The 17,169-nt window shown below is 70.0% G+C and carries 11 protein-coding genes and 1 pseudogene; 4 read left to right on the top strand and 8 right to left on the bottom strand.

Translation table 11 applies throughout. The annotated features are described in order from the left end of the window. Nucleotides 1-277: 277 nt before the first annotated feature. Nucleotides 278-982 carry a ribonuclease HII gene (locus QIT00_RS09595; protein WP_282534719.1) on the top strand — a complete coding sequence of 235 codons (705 nt, stop codon included), beginning with the start codon at nucleotides 278-280 and terminating at the stop codon, nucleotides 980-982. 70 nt (nucleotides 983-1,052) lie between these two features. Continuing rightward, nucleotides 1,053-1,763 (top strand): hypothetical protein, encoded by a 711-nt coding sequence (locus QIT00_RS09590; protein WP_282534718.1) that lies wholly within the window; start codon nucleotides 1,053-1,055, stop codon nucleotides 1,761-1,763. Between the two features lie 658 nt (nucleotides 1,764-2,421). Here the strand turns inward: QIT00_RS09590 and QIT00_RS09585 are convergent. Together QIT00_RS09585 and QIT00_RS09580 are read right to left on the bottom strand one after the other, a co-directional pair. Beyond that, a pseudogene (locus tag QIT00_RS09585) lies at nucleotides 2,422-2,995 on the bottom strand (hypothetical protein); the annotation flags it as partial. A gap of 220 nt (nucleotides 2,996-3,215) precedes the next feature. After that, nucleotides 3,216-5,387 (bottom strand): RecQ family ATP-dependent DNA helicase, encoded by a 2,172-nt coding sequence (locus QIT00_RS09580; protein ID WP_282534717.1) that lies wholly within the window; start codon nucleotides 5,385-5,387, stop codon nucleotides 3,216-3,218. A 132-nt stretch (nucleotides 5,388-5,519) separates the two neighbouring features. On the opposite strand from QIT00_RS09580, the gene QIT00_RS09575 reads away from it, so the two are divergent. Further along, nucleotides 5,520-7,217, top strand: a complete 1,698-nt coding sequence (locus tag QIT00_RS09575; RefSeq protein ID WP_282534716.1) for a DUF4192 domain-containing protein — start codon at nucleotides 5,520-5,522, stop codon at nucleotides 7,215-7,217. A 245-nt stretch (nucleotides 7,218-7,462) separates the two neighbouring features. Here the strand turns inward: QIT00_RS09575 and QIT00_RS09570 are convergent, their stop codons facing one another. Beyond that, entirely contained in the window at nucleotides 7,463-10,078 is a 2,616-nt protein-coding gene (locus QIT00_RS09570) for a TOTE conflict system archaeo-eukaryotic primase domain-containing protein (RefSeq protein ID WP_282534715.1), read from the bottom strand. Between the two features lie 519 nt (nucleotides 10,079-10,597). Between QIT00_RS09570 and QIT00_RS09565 the strand changes: the two genes are divergently transcribed. Next, nucleotides 10,598-12,997, top strand: a complete 2,400-nt coding sequence (locus QIT00_RS09565) for a 2OG-Fe(II) oxygenase (RefSeq protein WP_282534714.1) — start codon at nucleotides 10,598-10,600, stop codon at nucleotides 12,995-12,997. A 179-nt stretch (nucleotides 12,998-13,176) separates the two neighbouring features. Here the strand turns inward: QIT00_RS09565 and QIT00_RS09560 are convergent, their stop codons facing one another. The 5 genes from QIT00_RS09560 to QIT00_RS09540 form a co-directional block, all read right to left on the bottom strand. Next, nucleotides 13,177-14,535: a LysR family transcriptional regulator gene (locus QIT00_RS09560; protein ID WP_282534713.1), complete on the bottom strand. Its 1,359-nt coding sequence runs from the start codon at nucleotides 14,533-14,535 to the stop codon at nucleotides 13,177-13,179. Next, nucleotides 14,532-14,864: a hypothetical protein gene (locus tag QIT00_RS09555; protein WP_282534712.1), complete on the bottom strand. Its 333-nt coding sequence runs from the start codon at nucleotides 14,862-14,864 to the stop codon at nucleotides 14,532-14,534. The genes QIT00_RS09560 and QIT00_RS09555 overlap by 4 nt, the downstream gene beginning before the upstream one ends. A 119-nt stretch (nucleotides 14,865-14,983) precedes the next feature. Beyond that, nucleotides 14,984-15,238 (bottom strand): AAA family ATPase, encoded by a 255-nt coding sequence (locus QIT00_RS09550; protein WP_282534711.1) that lies wholly within the window; start codon nucleotides 15,236-15,238, stop codon nucleotides 14,984-14,986. After that, on the bottom strand, nucleotides 15,214-15,657 hold the full coding sequence (locus QIT00_RS09545; protein WP_282534710.1) for a hypothetical protein: 444 nt from the start codon (nucleotides 15,655-15,657) through the stop codon (nucleotides 15,214-15,216). The genes QIT00_RS09550 and QIT00_RS09545 overlap by 25 nt, the downstream gene beginning before the upstream one ends. A 40-nt stretch (nucleotides 15,658-15,697) precedes the next feature. After that, nucleotides 15,698-16,870 carry a hypothetical protein gene (locus QIT00_RS09540; RefSeq protein WP_282534709.1) on the bottom strand — a complete coding sequence of 391 codons (1,173 nt, stop codon included), beginning with the start codon at nucleotides 16,868-16,870 and terminating at the stop codon, nucleotides 15,698-15,700. Nucleotides 16,871-17,169: the final 299 nt, after the last annotated feature.

Here is a 17,169-nt window from a genome sequence, read left to right as displayed (position 1 = left end):
TCCGTGTGTGGCCTCGTCGCCTCGTCGCTCCGTTTTCTGGGGTATTTGCCCGCCGCGGAGGCGGTCTCGGTTGCCGGTGTGATCCGTCCCTTGTTGACTCCTCGGTGCCCGATGACGCCTCGCGGCATAGCATTTCTAATGCAATGTCTGGCGTCGGTTGGAGCCCCAAATTCCTCCGCCTCGAACGCTCGATCTCCTACTCGTACGAAATCGATCTCCCCGTTCCGGGAACCGGGGTGTCGCACCGCCCACCAGGCGGCGTAACCTGTCTGGCGCCATGCCGTACGAAGCACCCACCCACACCGTCGAGCGTTCCCTTCGGGCAACCACCGGAGCGAGGCTCGTCGCCGGGGTCGACGAAGTGGGACGGGGTGCTTGGGCCGGGCCCGTCACCGTTTGCGCGGCGGTCACCGGACTGCGGCGGCCGCCCGCCGGACTCACCGACTCCAAGCTCCTCACCGTCAAACGACGTGACGCGCTGGCAGAGGTGCTGCGGGACTGGGTCACCGCCTACGCGCTCGGCCACTCCTCTCCGGAGGAGATCGACGAGCTCGGTATGACCGCAGCGCTCCGCCTCGCCGCGGTGCGCGCCCTCGAGACTCTGCCGGTCCGCCCGGACGCGGTGATCCTCGACGGCAAGCACGACTACCTCGGCTCCCCCTGGAAGGTCCGTACGGTCATCAAGGGGGACCAGTCCTGCGTCGCCGTCGCCGCGGCCTCGGTCATCGCCAAGGTCAGCCGCGACGCCATGATGGCCGAACTGGACGCCGAACACGCAGACTTCGCCTTCGGCGCCAACGCGGGTTACCCCTCGCCGGTGCACAAGGCGGCGCTTGAGGTGCGGGGGCCGACCCCGTACCACCGGCTCTCGTGGTCCTATCTCGACGCGCTGCCCCAGTGGCGGCACCTCAAGAAGAACCGCGTGCCGGTACTCAGCGGCGGCACTCCGGAAATCGAGGGGCAACTCGGCTTCGATTTCTGACACCATGCCGGTCGCACTCATGTGCCACCCGCCGGTGCGGTGCGCACCGGCGTTTGATAGACAACCACTCATGCCTCTCATTCCCGAGGAGCCTCAGATTCACGAGAGCGCCCAGGGTCCCCGCGCAAGCTCGGCCAACGGCCGTATCGCGCCGACCCCCCGTCCTGTACCCGGCCCCCGCCCCGCGGCACCGCCGCGACCGGGACGCCCGGGTCCCCCCAGGCCCACGCCTCCCGCGCAGCGCACCCCGGCCAAGCCCGGCCCGGCTGCTTCGACTGCCACCCCCGCCGCCAAGCCCGCTCCAGCTGCGCCCGCTCCAGCTGCGCCCGCTCCCGCTTCGCCTGCTCCGGCTTCGGCCGCGGCGCGTGCTGCCGCGAGCGAGCCGGTCGGTACTCCGCAGGTCCAGCTGATCCCGGCCTCCGCCGAGGGTGCGCTGGACGCCGCGGAGGAAGCGGTCGACCTGCTGCTCGACACCGGTCGCGCGCCCGGCGAGATCCTGGTGATCACCACCGGCGACCCGCATCCGTGGGCGGCTCACGAGCTGTCCTTCGGCGCGGACGCCTACTGGGCCCAGCACGATGCCGGTGACGACGTGTTCTACGCCGCCGCCGCGGACATCTCCCGAGCGGGCAGCCGCCCCGTGGTCGTGGTCGCCGTGAACGGTGCCTCCGACAACGAAGCGGCCACCGCTCTGCCGCTCGCGCTCAGCCGTGCCGGTGCGCTGCTGATCGTCTGCGGCGACCCGCAGCGCATCAACTCGGCCCTGGGCGCCGGGGTCTGACACCCCGGCACCCGGATCTGTCGCCTCGGTCCGGGGCGGGGCGGGGCGCTGGCGGCCACCGGCCGTTCGGCACCCCGGCCCTGTCGGCCCTCCAGGCCGCCGGGGCTTGCCGGTCTCTTCGGGTACGTGAACGCCGGAACCTGACGGTCCGCGCCCACCGCGCGGCCTCAGGTCCGTTCGCGGTGCTGGTGCTGGTGCTGGTGCTGGTGCTGGTGCTGGTGCTGGTGCTGGTGCTGGTGCGCAGGCGTGGGTGGGCAGTTGGGGTCGAGGGTGGCTTGGCCGGTGGTGCGTGTTGCGCGTGGGGTGCGTGCGGTCGGTACGGTCGGGCTTCTTGAGGTCCGTCCCGACGTTCCCTCCCGGTCTACTCAGCGGGCCGCACCTCGTCGCTCGCTCGCCGGCCCTCCGCCTCCGGAGCTCACCCGTGGCTGTGGGCGGGGGTGTGGCTGTGGCTGTGGCATGGCTGGCGTGCCGTTGGCTCGCAGTCTCTCTTCCCTCGACGGCGGTCGCTCCTTCATCCGCCGCGGCTGTTCCTGCTCCTCCTTCCTCGCGGTATGTCCTTCGCCGCCGCCCCTCTTGGCGGCCTTCTCGTCGGCTTCCTCGGCGACCTTCTCGTCGGTCTCGTCGCCGGTCTCCTCAAGCTTCAAGCCGCCCTCCAAGTGCTCCGGCGAAGAGCCGATGTTCGGCCGTCTCCCGCTGCGCCCTTCGCCGAACACCTGCCAGCCGGCCCGCGTCAGCGTGATGTACGCCCCGCACCTCAGGCCGTGCAATGTGCAGGCGTCCCGCAGCCCCCACATCCACGCGCCGTCCTCCTGAGTCCACTGCGCGTCCCCTTCACGGCAGTACAGCAACACCGCTGTGCGGACCGGAGTGCGGCGCCGCAGGTCGTGCGGGATGACCCGGCGCAGCTGTGCCAGCAGGGCGTTGCGGTTCACCCAGCCGTCCGCGCCTGTCGCGCGCCGGGAGAACGAGGCGCTCGCCCGCAGGCGCTCCTCCTGGTCGAGCACCGCCACCACCGCGGTCTCCGGCGTGGGCAGATGCCGTAGGTGCAGGCCACTGACGACCTCACGCGGATCACGCAGCAGCGGAATTCCCGCCGCTGCCCATTCGGCCGGTTCCAGTACGCGGGCCAGTTCGTTGCTGGTGGAGTCGGACATCTCAGTGGGCTGTGATGCACCCGGCTTCGATGCACCCGGCTTCGATGCCGTTGCGGACGGAGCGAATCCGAAGGTCACGGTCCTCCCTTCGGCTACGCGCCCACACCTGCGGGCGGGGTCGGACGGTCGGGAGCGCACCGCGGCACAGCACTGCCGGACCACGGGCGAGCCGTGCGGGAGCGGGTTCCAATTCTCGCCCGCCCACCGGCGCCAGGCAACGAGCAGTTGGAGCCGTTGCCCGTAATCGGCGGGTGCGCCGTCTATATGCCTTCCCCCGTAGCACCGTTCGACGCGTGGCTCACGCCTGGATGGCCAGTACCAGCGGCAACACCCCCTCCGCCGAGGCCTGTCGGAGCATCCGGGCGGCCACCGCGAGCGTCCAGCCGGTCTCGGTGAAGTCGTCGACCAACAGCACCGGTCCGCCGCCGGCCTGCCTGAGCTGCTCGGCCAACTCCTCGGGAACGGTCAACGTGCCGTCCAGAGCGCGCAGTCGCTGCGCGCTGTTGCTGCGCGGCGGGCTCGACTGGTCGGCCCCCGGGACATAGGCGAGCGAACCGAGCAGCGGCATCCGGCCGACCGCGGCGATGTGGCCGGCCAGGGAGTGGATCAGCTGCGGCCGAATCCGGGACGGCATCGCCACGACCCCGACCGGTCTGCGCAGCGCGTCGGGCTCGCCGGACGCCCAACCGCCTGGCCCCTTCGCCCAGTCGGCCAGAACGTCGATCACCGCGCGCGCCACATCGTCCGGAATCGGGCCGTCCGGGGACTGTGGGGTGAGCATGGGGCGCAGCCGGTTGCCCCAGCCGATGTCGGAGAGTCTTCCCAGCGCGCGCCCGGTGGCGGCGAGTTGGCCGGCAGGGATCCGCCCCTTGAGGTCCATCCCCACCGCCGCGAGTCCGGTCGGCCACATCTTGCGTGGCTCCACCTCGACGCCCGCCCTGCCGAGTTCGCCCTTGGCCGCATCGAGCGCTGCGGCGGACACCTTGTTGTCGAATCGAGGGCCCGCGCAGTTGTCGCAGCGCCCGCACGGCGCCGCCTCCTCGTCGTCCAACTGGCGTCGCAGGAACTCCATACGGCACTCCGACGTCGAGGCGTAGTTCCGCATCGCCTGCTGCTCGGCCTCGCGTTGGTGGGCGACCCAGGCGTATCGCTCCGCGTCGTACACCCATGGTTGTCCCGTGGAGATCCATCCCCCCTTGACCCGGCGTACGGCCCCGTCCACGTCCAGGACTTTGAGCATTGTGTCGAGCCGGGTCCTGCGGAGTTCGACGAGCGGTTCGAGGGCGGGCAGGGATAGGGGCCTGTCCGCGTTCGCCAAGGTGTCCAGAGTGAGGCGCACTTGTGACTCAGGCGGGAAAGCCACCGAGGCGAAGTACCGCCAGATCGCCTCGTCCTCCTTGCCGGGCAGCAGCAGCACTTCCGCGTGCTCGACCCCACGACCGGCGCGGCCCACCTGCTGGTAGTAGGCGATGGGGGAGGAGGGGGATCCGAGGTGGACCACGAATCCGAGGTCCGGCTTGTCGAATCCCATGCCGAGCGCGGACGTGGCCACCAGAGCCTTCACACGGTTGGCGAGCAGATCCTCCTCGGCCTGCTGACGGTCCGCGTTCTCGGTCTTTCCCGTGTACGAGGAGACGGTGTGCCCGCACTGCCGGAGGAACGCGGTGACTTCCTCGGCTGCCGCCACCGTCAGGGTGTAGATGATCCCGGAGCCGGGCAGCTCGCTCAGGTGCTCGCCGAGCCAGGCCAACCGGCTGGGCGCATCGGGGAGTTCGAGCACTCCGAGGCTCAGACTCTCGCGGTCCAGCGGGCCGCGGAGCACCAGGGCGTCGGAACCTGACCCTCCGCCCGTTCCGAGCTGCTCGGCGACATCCGCGGTGACGCGTGAGTTGGCCGTGGCGGTGGTGGCGAGGACGGGCACTCCGGACGGCAGGTCCGCCAGCATGGTGCGGAGTCGGCGGTAGTCGGGCCGGAAGTCATGGCCCCAGTCGGAGATGCAGTGCGCCTCGTCGACCACGAGCAGGCCGGTGGCCGCGGCCAGGCGGGGGAGCACCTCGTCACGGAAGTCGGGGTTGTTGAGGCGCTCGGGGCTCACCAGGAGGACATCGACCTGGCCGGCCGCCACTTCGGCCTGGACCGTTTCCCATTCCTCGGTGTTGGAGGAGTTGATCGTGCGCGCGTGGATGCCCGCACGCGCGGCCGCCTCCACCTGGTTCCGCATCAGCGCGAGCAGCGGCGAGACGATCACGGTGGGGCCGCCGCCTCGGGCGCGCAGCAATGCGGTCGCGACGAAGTACACCGCGGACTTGCCCCAGCCCGTGCGCTGCACGACGAGAGCCCGGCGCTTGTCGGCGACGAGCGCCTCGATCGCCCGCCACTGGTCCTCGCGCAGCCGGGCACGGCCGGACTGATCGCCGACGAGACGGGCGAGTACGGCGTCGGCCTCCGTGCGGAGTTCTTCGTTGGTCATGCGTCCATGCAACCCGATGGCTCTGACATTCGGCGAATGCGTCCGCCGGCCTGTGGACAACTTCTGACGTGTCCACGGCCAGGGTTATCCACAGGAAAACCGGAATGCAGCAATCCGCGACATGGTCTCCGCATGACGAATCACTACGAAGCCGCAGACGGCTCGAACAAGCCGATGTCGACGATGTCCAGCCCGGCCGAACTCGCCGATGCCCTCCCCTACTTGATGGGCTTCCATCCCGACGACAGCGTGGTCCTGGTGGCGAAACACGGCATGGGAGTGGGCTTCGGAGGCCGGGTGCGCCTGGGCATCCCCGACGAGACGGAGGACTGGCCGCTCATCGCCGAACAGCTGGTCGCTTGCCTGGTGACCGGCAGCGAGCGGCACCTGGTCCGGCCGGCCGGCGTCGTGATCTACCTCTGCCAGGATCCGCGCGGGGACGAGGCGCCGCAGCAGGTCATGGAGCGACTGCGTCCGCTGGCCGAATCCCTCCTCGTAGCCTGCGGGAGCCAAGGAGTCACCGTCGAGGAAGCCCTCTGCCTCTCCGCGGGTCGCTACTGGTCGTACGTATGCGTCGACGACCGCTGCTGTCCGCCCGCAGGGACGCCCATGGCCTTGCCGGGCACGTCCGTCGTCGCCGCGGCCGCAACGTATGCCGGGCTTCACATGCACGGCAGCCTGCGTCAGATGGAGGCCCGCTTCGCGCCCCCGCGCGGGGCCGCCGCGGCGAGCTTGAAGGGCGCCCTGGACGCGGCGGCGTCGGCGCTCGTGCCGCGCATGGTGATGGACGACGAGGGCGATCAGGTCGCGGAAGAGACTCTGGCGGCCGCTGCCCGCGTCATGGAGAGGCTTCGTGAGGCGCCTCCCGCTGGCGGAGCGGTGGAGTCCGACCGACGGGACGACCAGCTGATCGGGGACCGTGAGGGCGCCGACCTCCTCCTCGGCCTGCAGGTGCGCGAGACCCGTGACAGGGCCGCCGAGTGGATGGAGGGCGAGGAGGCCGCCCTCGCGCTGCGGCTCTGGAGGGCATTGGCACGGCGTTGCGTCGCGCCGTACATGGAGTTCGCCACGGCGCCGCTGTCCCTCGCGGGGTGGGTCGCGTGGTCGCTGGACGACGAACCCGAGGCCAGGGTCGCCCTCGGCCTGGCACTGGACCTCGACCCCGTCTATACCTTCGCGCAGCTCCTGCACCGCGCGTGCAATCAAGGACTGGACGTCGAGGAGGTTCGCCGCTGCCTGCGCGACGAGTTGCACGGGGCCCACCGTCCGGCCGCGCACAAGGCCCGCTCGAAGGCCGCGGGCCAAGGTCCTGTATGTGGTCGGGGCACTCAACTCGCCCTTCCGCAGGATCAGTCGAGCCCTCGCGTGAGGAAGCAGGGCTGCGCACACCGGCGTTCGGCGCAGGAGTCCCCGGGAGCCGCGCCCGACTCGACGGGATCACCCGAAGACCCGACAGCTTCCGGCCAACCCCGGGACTTCTCGGCCGACCAGGCCTCGCCCAGGACCGAGAGCGCGGAGGCCGCCAATCCCTCCACCCGCAGGCCGCACCACCTGCCGCGCGTCGTGCCGGCACAGTCGCCGCGCCCTGCTGTCGGCTCGAGGGCCCGCCGCAGGGGGCGCTCCCGGACCGTGGACCGCATCAGCCCGCAGCTCCCCAGGCAGCTGCGCCGAAACCTCTGCATGCCGCCGACGGCTCAACCGGCGAAGGGCGCGGGTGGACCCCAGGGCCGCACCCGGCGCGACGGCGGGCGCCCGCAGCGCAGTCCGGTACGCGGATCGGACCGCTCCCGGGCCCCGAAGGGGCGAGGTCAGCAGAACAGGCGTCGGTGAGGCAAGCGAGCCAAGCTCGGCCGGATGATCTCTGTAGGGAGCGCGTGATCGTGAGCATGAGTTCCTGCAGAAGTGTTGGAATCCGCGTGTGATGAGCACTCTCGTGTCGGCTGATCACGGGCAGTGACCGCCGCTGGAATGCTGGTGGTGGTCACTGTGAGTGGCGGCGGTTCCGTTACGTACGTGAGTGCGACGACGTCGGCTCCGTGGCTGGGTGTTCGGTTTTGAGGAGTTCGGCCTGGATGTCAGGTCGGATGGGCCGCGTGCCAGGCGGTCCAGATGTCGGCGCGGAGGCGTCCTCGGTCTGGGACGGCGTGGCCGTTGTCGCGGGCCCAGGCGCGGACTTCGGCAACGGTCGGCTTCCCTGGATGAGGTTTCTGGATGGGCACGGGGCTGTCCTGCGGCGTCGAGCCCTGGGCGACGGAAGGTTCGGTGGAGGTGCGGGTGGTGAAGCCTCGGCGGGCCAGGACGCGGCGTCGATGGTGGTGCATGCTCTCCAGGCGGGAGACCTCCACGTCGACGTAGTCGTGGACCTCGACGTCCGTCTTGCCGGTTTCCAACTCGCGTATGACGCGTCCGACTTGTTGGATGCTTTTGCCTTTGAAGCGGAACGGACTGGTCAAGAAGAGGCAGTCGAGGCGGGCCGCATCGAAGCCTTCGCCTGCGACCTTGTCGATGGCCAGGAGCACGGTCGGGCTGGCGTCTTCCGAGTCGAGCGCGGCGCGGACCTCGGCGCGCTCGGCCGCGCTGAGCCGTCCGTGCAGGAGCATCGGACGGATGCCGTGTTGGTGGAGGGCCTCGGTGAGACGGTGGAGGTGTTCGATCCGGTTGCTGAGGGCGAGGCTATGGCGGCCCCGGCGGGCGGCGTTGGCGATGTCCGCGGCGATTTGGGCGTTGCGTTCCTCGTTGGCGGCGAGTTCTCCGTATAGGGCCTGGAAGGAGACGCCGTCGTCGCCGGTTTCCTCGGTGGTGAAAGCAGTGGGGTGGACGATCAGATGCTTGGTAAAGGTGGTCTGGTCGGCGATCTCGTGGCGGATGGGGCCGCACTGCATGGTGATGAGCGCGTCCATCTGGTCCGCGCGGTAGGGGGTGGCGGATAGGCCCGTCCAGCGGCGTACGGCGGCTTTGTTCACCGCTGCTACGGCGGCCGGTGCTCCGATGGCGTGGCACTCATCCACGATCACAAGGCCGTAGCCGTCCAGGAGTTGGTCGGGTGCGTCGCGGTGGGCAAGCGACTGAAGCATCACCAGGTCGACCACGCCGTTGCGGCGGTCCTTGCCGCCGCCCAGCGAGCCGACTTGACTCTCGCCCAGGTCGAGGAAGGTGGCCAGGCGCTCACGCCACTGAGAGAGGAGTTCGGCCTTGTTCACGAGGATCGCGGCCGGCTGCGCCGCCTTGGCGATGAGAGCACAGGCCATCACGGTCTTGCCGGTGCCTGGCGGGGCCACGAGCACGCCGGTGATGTGCTCGGCCATCGTGTCGACAGCCTTGGCCTGCACCGGGGTGAGTTCACCGGTGAAGCGTGCGGTGATCGCCTCGCGCTTGGGCAGGTCATGGTCGATGCGCAGGTCTCCGCCTGCCGAGGCGATGAGCTTGGCCGCTTGATCGGCCAGTCCCCTGGGGATGCGCAGCCAGTCGGTGTCGGTGGTGTCGAAGCACATCACGAACCGGGATGTCCCGAACGTGGAGTAGCGCATCTTCTGCTTCTTGTAGACATCCGGGTTGTGCAGGCTCGCCAGGTGCTTGAGCGCCGCCACGAGCGGGGCGGGAAGGCCCTGGGTGGCGATGGCCAGCATGGCCCCCAGCCGGGCCCGTACTACTTCGAGGGCCTTGCCGAGAGTGGTACGCCGCGGCTTCGGTGGCATCGCCTCGAGCGTGGCCGCCGGGCCGACCTCGACCGGCTGCAAGGTGTTGACCAGGGCCTCGAACTCGCCCCGGCTCAGCCGCTGGATCTGGGAGAGGTGGGCGAACTGGTCGGGGTAGGGCGTCCAGGTCGCCGGGTCGCAGAAGAGGGTGGTGCCTCGCTCGCGGCAGGCGCCGTTGAGCGGCAGAGCGATCAGGTTGCCGAAACTGCCGTTGCCGGATGTCTTGGTCGGCAGCAGGTCCTGGGCGGGGAAGAACCGGTCGAAGCTGGCCAGGGACATCCGCTCGCGTGTGGTCATGGCGTCGCGCAGCAGTGCGGCCCCCAGTTGCCGGGCGAGGCCAGCGGGGACGGGGTCGGTGAAGAACGTCCATACGTGGGCGCCCTCGCCGGACCGGGAGATCTCCGCATACGCCGGTACTCCGGCTACCCGGCACGCCTGATGGTAGGCGGCAGCATCGCCGCGCCAGTCCCGGTCGTCGAAATCGCAGACCAGCAGCCAGCAGGTGTCGTCGGTGAGCAGCGGATACAGCCCGACATGCAGGGCTTCCGAGCCAGGTTCGGGGCGGCTGAGGTGCTCGATGAGCACGCGGTCGGTGAGCGGCAGCAGTTCGCGTTCCTCCCCGGGGCGGCGCTCCCAGGGCCGTTTGGTCTCTGCCGGGCTCCATCCCGTCTTTCCGGACTTGGCGGCCCACCGGCGGGCGTACACGTCGCTGCGGCCCGCGAACAGCGCCTTGAACAGGGCGAGTTTCGCCTCCACCGTCGAGCGTGCATCGGCCCAGAGCAGGCCGGACGGGGGCACCGGCACCACAGCAGGATCCTGAACGGCCGACGGCACCTGCTGCGGGGGTGACGGCTCGTCCCAGCAGGGGACCGCCTGCGCGGCCGGTCCCAGCTGCAGGTCGCGTAGGCGCCGGTTCTCCTCGCGCAGCGCCGCGTTCTCCTCCACCGCCACGTCCAGCCGGATGCGCAGCTCGGCGGGGTCTTCCCAGACATCCACGTCCGCCATGATGTCCGATTCCCGCCCTGAGTATGCGTGTGCCGAGGCCAGCGCCAGTGTGCACGGCGACCGGCCCTTGCTCATGGACGTCGCGCCATGGGAAGTTGCGTCGTGGAACAGGCATGAACGTCGTTGGCACGCAGATCGTGCACTTCGTCGCAACCGTCAACTGGGCTCCGTCAGCGGCTGGATGACCGTAGCCGCCGTCCGTGTCCCGCTCAAGGGCGTACGGCTCAACGCAGCGGCACCGGGACACCGAGATCAGACTGGCCCGGCTGGTCACTGTCCTTGTCCTCGGTGAAGTCCGCCACCGGACCTTCAGCGGCCGGCTGGCGCCAGGCCCACGCGACGTATTCCGCCCCAGGGGGCTCTCCCGCAGCCGCGGTCATGTCCGCACCACCCTGCGAGCAATCGGGATGTCAAGGCCTTTCCGCCATCCGGGTGCGGGAACTTCCCGTAGCGCTAGGGTTTTCGGAACATCCGGAACGGCACGCCGCCGAGTAGAGGGACGAACGCTTCATGGGGCAAGGGGCACGGGAGCGACTGGCGGAGCTGTTGGACAGCTCGGAGCGGCGCGGGGACTTCAGCACCCGTATCGAGATGCCCGCCCGCGCGCTGCGCATCACGGTCGACGGCGTCGGTGACCTACCGCTCCCCGTACGCGCCCCAGTCACCAGGAAGCTGATCGCCCAGGCCCGGCAGGCCCGCTTCGGCCGCGGGGAGCAGACCCTGTCCGACACCGGCGTGCGCGACACCTGGGAGATCACTCCGGACCGGTTCACCCTGGGTGGCCCCGACTGGCAGCGCACGCTGAGCGGTGTCCTCGACGGGGTCCGCACCGCGCTGGGCCTTCCGCCCACCACCGTCCTGCGGGCCGAACCGCACGCGCTGCTCGTCTACGGCAAGGGCCAGTTCTTCCTGCCGCACCAGGACTCCGAGAAGGACGACTCCATGGTGGGCAGCCTCGTCGTCTCGGTGCCCTCGCACCACACCGGCGGCGAACTCGTCGTCGAACATGCCGGCCGCTCCGTCACGTACAAGGCGTCGAGGGAACGGCTGACCTTCACCGCCTTCTACGCGGACTGCCGCCACGAGGTCAAGCCCGTCACCTCCGGTTACCGCATCACCCTCACTATGAACCTGCTCGCCGAGCCCGTTCGTCCGGTCGGCGAACCTGGCGGCAGCCCGGTGGCGGACCTGGCCCAGTGCGTGACCGAGCATTTCACCCAGCCCACCGAGGACCGCTACGGCTACGGCCGCACCAAGCCCGAGCCGCCGGGCCGGCTCGTCTACCTCCTCGACCACGAGTACACCCAGCGAGGCCTGGACTGGGACCGTCTCAAGGGCGTCGACGCCACCCGCGCCGACCTGCTCCGCCAGGCCGCCGGACAGGCCGACTGCGAAGCGGTCCTCGCCCTCGCGGAGGTGAAGGAGACCTGGGACGCCCAACCGCCCTACGACCGTTACGACTACTACGGCGAGGTCGAGCATTTCGATGACTGCGAGGACGATGAGTGTGAAGGCGAGTGCCTTCTCGATCCCGACGGCGAGCCCGGCGCCGAGCGCCGCCGCAGCGGCGACTTCTCCGACTACGAGCTCACCGACCTGATCGACGACGAGATCACTCTGGGCTGGTGGACCCGCCCCGAGCACGCCGGCGGTGAGCAGATCTCGCTGCCCGTTCCGTACGCCGAGGTGTGCGCCACCACCGCGAACAAGGACCTCACGCCCTACCAGTCCGAGTACGAGGGCTACATGGGCAACTACGGCAACACCCTGGACCGCTGGTACCGGCGGGCCGCGGTGGTGCTCTGGCCCCGGCAGCGCTCGTTCGCGGCACGTGCCGAAGCAGGCTCCGCGCAAGCCGTGCGGGAACTCCAGGGCCGCCTGGACGCCGGGGAGCTGGAGTTGGCGCGTACGCTCGCCCGGTCGCTCGCGCCGATCTGGAACCACCACGGTTCGGGCCCGGCGGCAGCCCCGCTCTTCGCCGCGGCTCTGGGCGTCGCGGTGAGAGTGGAGGAAGCGGACACCGCCGCGATGCTCCTCGCGCCTTTCGGGGTGGAGACCCTGGACGAGCGGCACGCCCCCGATCTCGCGAAAGCGGCCGCACGGTACGGACGGACGTGGGCACGCGGAGTCGTCGACAGCTGGTTCGGCTCGGTCGGTGCCTACACCGGGGCCGACCGAGACGCCTGGCTCGAAACCCTGCCTGGCCTCGGCGCCGCGCTGCGGAGTGTGGACGGTGACGGAGACGGGGTGGCCACACCACTGGCCGAGGGGGTCTGGCGCGCGTTCGAGCAGCAGCTCACCGGCTGGCTCGGCATCGGCCGGGAGAAGGAGCGCCAGGCGGCCCTGGAGCGGCTCGGCACCCCGCTCGCCCACATCCTGCGGGCGGCCGGTCCCGAGACCGCCGAAATGATCACCACCGCTCTACGCAGCCGACCGGACACCGTACTGGAATGCCTGCTCCCGTCCCTGCGTACCGCGGCCCGCCGACAGGCCGGCGTCCGCGACGGCACCCCGCCGGCCCGCGCTTTCCAGTCCCTCGCCGACCACTGCGAGACCCGGCTGACCGCAGCCCTGGCCCGCCCCGTCCGGGCGGCGGACGACTGGTCCCTCACCCCGGACCGCGGCTGCCCCTCCGACTGCGACCTCTGCCCCGGCCTGGACAACTTCCTCACCTCCCGCACCCGCCGGACCATGGAGTGGCCGCTCGCCAAGGACAAGCGCCGCCACATCCACAGCCGCATCGACCTCGCCAGCCTGCCCGTCTCCCACACCACCCGGCGCCAGGGACGCCCCTACACCCTGGTCCTAGCCAAGACGGACGCGGTGTTCACCCGCGAGCGGGCGGCCCGCTCCCGCGCCGAGACCGACCTGACCTGGCTCCAGGAGAAGTGGCCCAGGCCACGCGGCTGAGGGCTGACCGGCGCCCGTGGGGCGAACCCGATCTCCTCACCGAGCCGATAAGGCACGGCGGAGGTGCATTTCGCTTCTGGGCGCGGTCTCGTTCTGGCCGCCCAGGCAAGCCCATATGGTGGTGGTGTCGAAGAGCCCGGTGGCGTCCGGTGCGGTGTCGTTGTGCCTGTCGCCCTCGCTCACCGCGGCGCGGGTGAGTTGTCCGAGAAGGCTCCGTTGCGCGTCGCCGCGTCGAGCATGGCCAGCAGCTGTCGGGTCTCATCGAGGAGGATTTGGCCGCGCTGGGTCGCGGTGACCGGACGCTCGCGGTGATCGAACAGAGCGAAGCCGGCGGCATCCTCCAGCATCCGGAGGTGCCCGGTGAGTGAGGTTCGGGGGAGGCCCAGGGCGAGGGCCGCCGCGCGAAGTGAGGGGTGTCCCGCCACCAACAGGGCCCTGCGGAGCGCCTGAAGGGAGTTCCGGCGGGTGCTGATGTGCTGCATAGCGGGTGAGAGCGGGATCGTGAGGCCGGCGAACGGGCTGGGAAAGACGCGAGGCGGAGGGACACGGCCTTCTGGAGAGCGGGGGATGTTCCACTTGTTGAGGAGCTTGCTGATGCTGGTGGCGTCAGTATGGAGTTCGCTGGCGATGGCAGTGACCCGCCGTCCTTTGTCCACGTATTCCGCCTGTAGCCATGCCCGTGAGATGGAGCGTTCGAGTTCGCCGGCGGCACGCCGGGGGCGGAATGGGATCCCCGCTTCGACCAAAGCGCCGTGTACGACCCCGGCGGTGCAGTCGACCATCTCGGCGATCTGCTTCTGGTGGAGACCGTGGCGCTGATAGAGGGCCCGCAACTGATCGAGTGCGAGGGGACCTTGCCGGGGATACAAGTATTCACCCGTGGGTTTTGGCGGTCGCTGAAGTTCCGGGACGCTCAGCGCGCGGCTTTCCATCAGGAGACGTAGCTGATGGATCGTCACGTTCAGTGTCTTCGAGGTCTTGGTCAGGGTGGGACCCTGCTGCAGGAGTGAGCGGAGCTGCTCCGTGGGGACGTCCAGTGGGGGGATGGGCAGGCCGAGGCCGTCGAGCCAGTGGGCGGGTGGTTCGAAGACGACCGGTTCGTCGATGCCGTGGCCGTCCAGGATGCGGGCCGCTTGGCCGAGTAGGAAGGCGTTGGTGCCCAGGGGCATCCGGTAGGCGGAGCGGTGGCTCCAGGTGGGTGCGTGGTTGCCGCTGCCGGGGTCGGCGCCCAGCAGCAGGCGTCCCAGATGCCAGCGGGCGCGCTCAAGATGGACGGCCTGGTACGTGCGGCTTCCGTGACGGCGGCACAGGTGACGGAAGGCGTCCTCGTCGAGCGGCAGTTCGCGAGTGTCGATCGTGAAAACGGCCCGGCGGCGGGCGTAGTCGATTGGCACGGCGTGTTGGTCCAGCACTTGGGCCAGGTGGGCAAGGTCACGGGCACTCAAGCGGTAGGCGTACGCCTCTAGCCAGCTGTCCAGGGCTTCGCCCGGCACCGGCGGCACCCAGATGGGGATGCGCTCATCGGTCCAGACCATCATGCCGACTTCCTGCGCTGCTGGGGGCGGGTGGTCTTGAGCCCCGCCTTGATCTCGGCCTCGAGCTCCTTACGGGCCGCCTCGGCCGCGGCGTCGTTCTTCACCCGGTTCATCAGCTCCTCGTCCAGTCGCTCGTGCCCGCTGCGGATCGCCCGCAGGCAGCCGCGGTTGATCAGTGCCATGAGCGAGGCGAAGTGGCCGGTGGAGCGGGCGAAGAGATAGTCCGACAGGTCCTCGGCGAGCATCCCCGGGTGCTTCTCCGCCAGGATCAGCTTCTTCTCGATCGTCTTGAGCAGTGTGCGCCACTGGAGGCGGCCCTCATCGTCGTCCACCTGGAAGGGCGGCAGGGTCAACGGGGTGGTGCGGCGTCCGAACTGGGCGAGTTCCGTCTCCTTGCCGGCGAACCCCTCGCGCAGGACACCGCGGTGCTGGACACCGACGCCGACGAAGATCAGGTGACCGGGAAGACGTTCGACAGGTACTTCAACTGATTCGCCATGCGGACCGAGTTGGACTTCGCCCCGGCGAGGAAGTGGATGTCATCGATGATGATGGCGACGGTCTTCATTGACAGCACGGCGTCCACGGCCCGCTCGGCCAGAGTGTCGGCGTCCCCGGAAACGGGCAGTCCGTAGAACCGGCAGATCGACGCGTTCAGGCCGCGGATCTGTGTGTTGCCGCTCAGCGCGATGTAGATGATCGGCACGCGCCGGGCGGCGTGGTCTCCCCGCGCACGTCGACCTGCCGTTTGAACAGATCGCAGCCGTACGCGCGCACCGCCGTGCTCTTGCCGAGCCCCGGGTAGGCGTCCACGAGTGCGGCCGGCTTGGTCTTGTTCCCGTCGTGCCGGTTTGACTCCACGATCTCGCCCAAGTCGGCTTGGAGCGCCAGTAGTTGTGGGGTGTCGATCGGGCCGATGTTGGCGTGCCACACCTCCCGGTGATCGTTGTGGACGAGCAGGGCCTGTCGCGAGAGTTTGGCCAGCTGGGCTCGGCTCAGCTGCTCGGGCTGGACGCGGTCCGGGCCGTAGACCTCCTGCAGCCATCCGGAAAGCCGGGTCGGGCTGTACTGGCGGTCGTCCCCCTCGAAGGGCTCTGGGTCCTCGACGGCGGTCGTTGCGCTCAACGGGTCTCCCAGACGTCGGCGTAGTAGTCGTCCTCGTCGATCACGGCAGGGTCCTCTTCGCCGGGGAACGCGGCTTCCAGCTCGTCGTCCTCGTCATCGTCCCCGCCCGGGACCGGCTCTCCGCCGTCGACGACGTGCAGGTCCGCAGGCTCAGGATCGTCCGTGCCCGGTCCGGGCCACCGGCGGCCGCCACGCGGCGCAGCGAGGGGAGCGAGGCCACCACGTCCGCCTCGTCGGGCACCTCGTCGTCCCCCACGATGCGCAGCCGCTCCTGCGACAGCCGCACCGTCATCCGCCGCTCGGTGCGGTCCCGGGTCAGCCCCGCACCCCAGCGCTCAAGGAGCTCGACCAGCGCGCGCTTGGTGTCCAGGAACCGGTGCGTCTGTTTGGCGAGCCGACGGGCGTACGCCACCGCCTCCCGGCTCACCGGGCCTCCCAGACCGGCCGCGTGCTCCCAGTCCAGGACGTGCCACTTCAGCGTTTTCGGGTCCTGGAAGTACGCCTTGGTGATGTCGCCGGAGTCCACCGCGATCGGCCACTTCCCGGCGTCCACGCCCCGATACGGGCTGGGCTGGTTGCGGTGACCGTTGAGCCCGTCCCCGTTGTAGCGCAGGCCGCCGACCTCCACGCCGTAGTGGTGGATGGGGACGCGGAACTCCTCCAGGAAGTCCAGGGCGAGTTGGGGCCGCAGTGGAATCCTGAGCGGGCCGGCGCGGGTGACGCCGTGCTCGAACATCTCCAGCGGGCTGAGCTTCAGTCCCGGCACCTCCGGCACGCACAGCCCGCGGCGATGGCGCCGGTGATACACGGTGGTGATCCAGTCCCGGATGACCGCTTCGAGTTCGTCGAGGAAGAAGAAGGCCTCGTCCTCGACCTTTTCGCCCCGGCTGTGCACGTCGGAGCCCTTGTACCCGGGCAGCGCGGCGAGCACACCCTTGTTCAGGGTGCCGAACCAGCGCTCCACCGGCTTGTCCGTCGGGGTCTTGGGCCGGGCCGGCTGCAGCGAGATCCGCAGCTTCGCGCAGACGCTACGGATGTGGTTCGACAGGTAGACCTTGCCGTGGTCGAAGATGACCGTCTCGGTGGTGACCGTCGGCAGCAGCGGCTGCCCGTCCCGGTCGACGAGCTTCTCCGCGTCGACCACCACGGCCGACGGCACCCCGCAGTACGGCAACGGCTCCCCGCCGTCCGTGCGTACTTCGCGCGGACGCACCGCCTCGTAAATACGCCCGCGACATCGACCGACTGCGTCGACACCGGGGTCAGCCGCAGCCCCACGATGCATCTGCTGTACAGATCCATCGCGACGGTGAGCTCGCACTGCACCCACCGGCAGGTCACCGGCTCCATCGCGAACACGTCCAGACGATTGGTGTCCAGGACCACGTACTCGCCCGGCCGGGTGGCACGCAACCTGCCGTACGTGCCCTGCGGAGCATCCGCGATCGATCGCTTCCCCTTCGTGCTGCCCTCGAACGCGTTGGTTCCCCTGGACAGCTGGCGCAGCAACTC

The organism is Streptomyces luteolus, assembly GCF_029968015.1.
GTDB lineage: Bacteria > Actinomycetota > Actinomycetes > Streptomycetales > Streptomycetaceae > Streptomyces > Streptomyces luteolus.
The sequence above is the reverse complement of the archived record's forward strand: the minus strand, read 5'-3'. Positions and strand labels throughout refer to the sequence as shown.

Excerpts from the sequence above, each read along its gene's own strand:
- QIT00_RS09595 (WP_282534719.1), top strand. The coding sequence starts at position 278 with ATGCCGTACGAAGCACCCACCCACACCGTCGAGCGTTCCCTTCGGGCA.
- QIT00_RS09590 (WP_282534718.1), top strand. The coding sequence starts at position 1,053 with ATGCCTCTCATTCCCGAGGAGCCTCAGATTCACGAGAGCGCCCAGGGT.
- QIT00_RS09580 (WP_282534717.1), bottom strand. The coding sequence starts at position 5,387 with ATGACCAACGAAGAACTCCGCACGGAGGCCGACGCCGTACTCGCCCGT.
- QIT00_RS09575 (WP_282534716.1), top strand. The coding sequence starts at position 5,520 with ATGACGAATCACTACGAAGCCGCAGACGGCTCGAACAAGCCGATGTCG.
- QIT00_RS09565 (WP_282534714.1), top strand. The coding sequence starts at position 10,598 with ATGGGGCAAGGGGCACGGGAGCGACTGGCGGAGCTGTTGGACAGCTCG.
- QIT00_RS09560 (WP_282534713.1), bottom strand. The coding sequence starts at position 14,535 with ATGATGGTCTGGACCGATGAGCGCATCCCCATCTGGGTGCCGCCGGTG.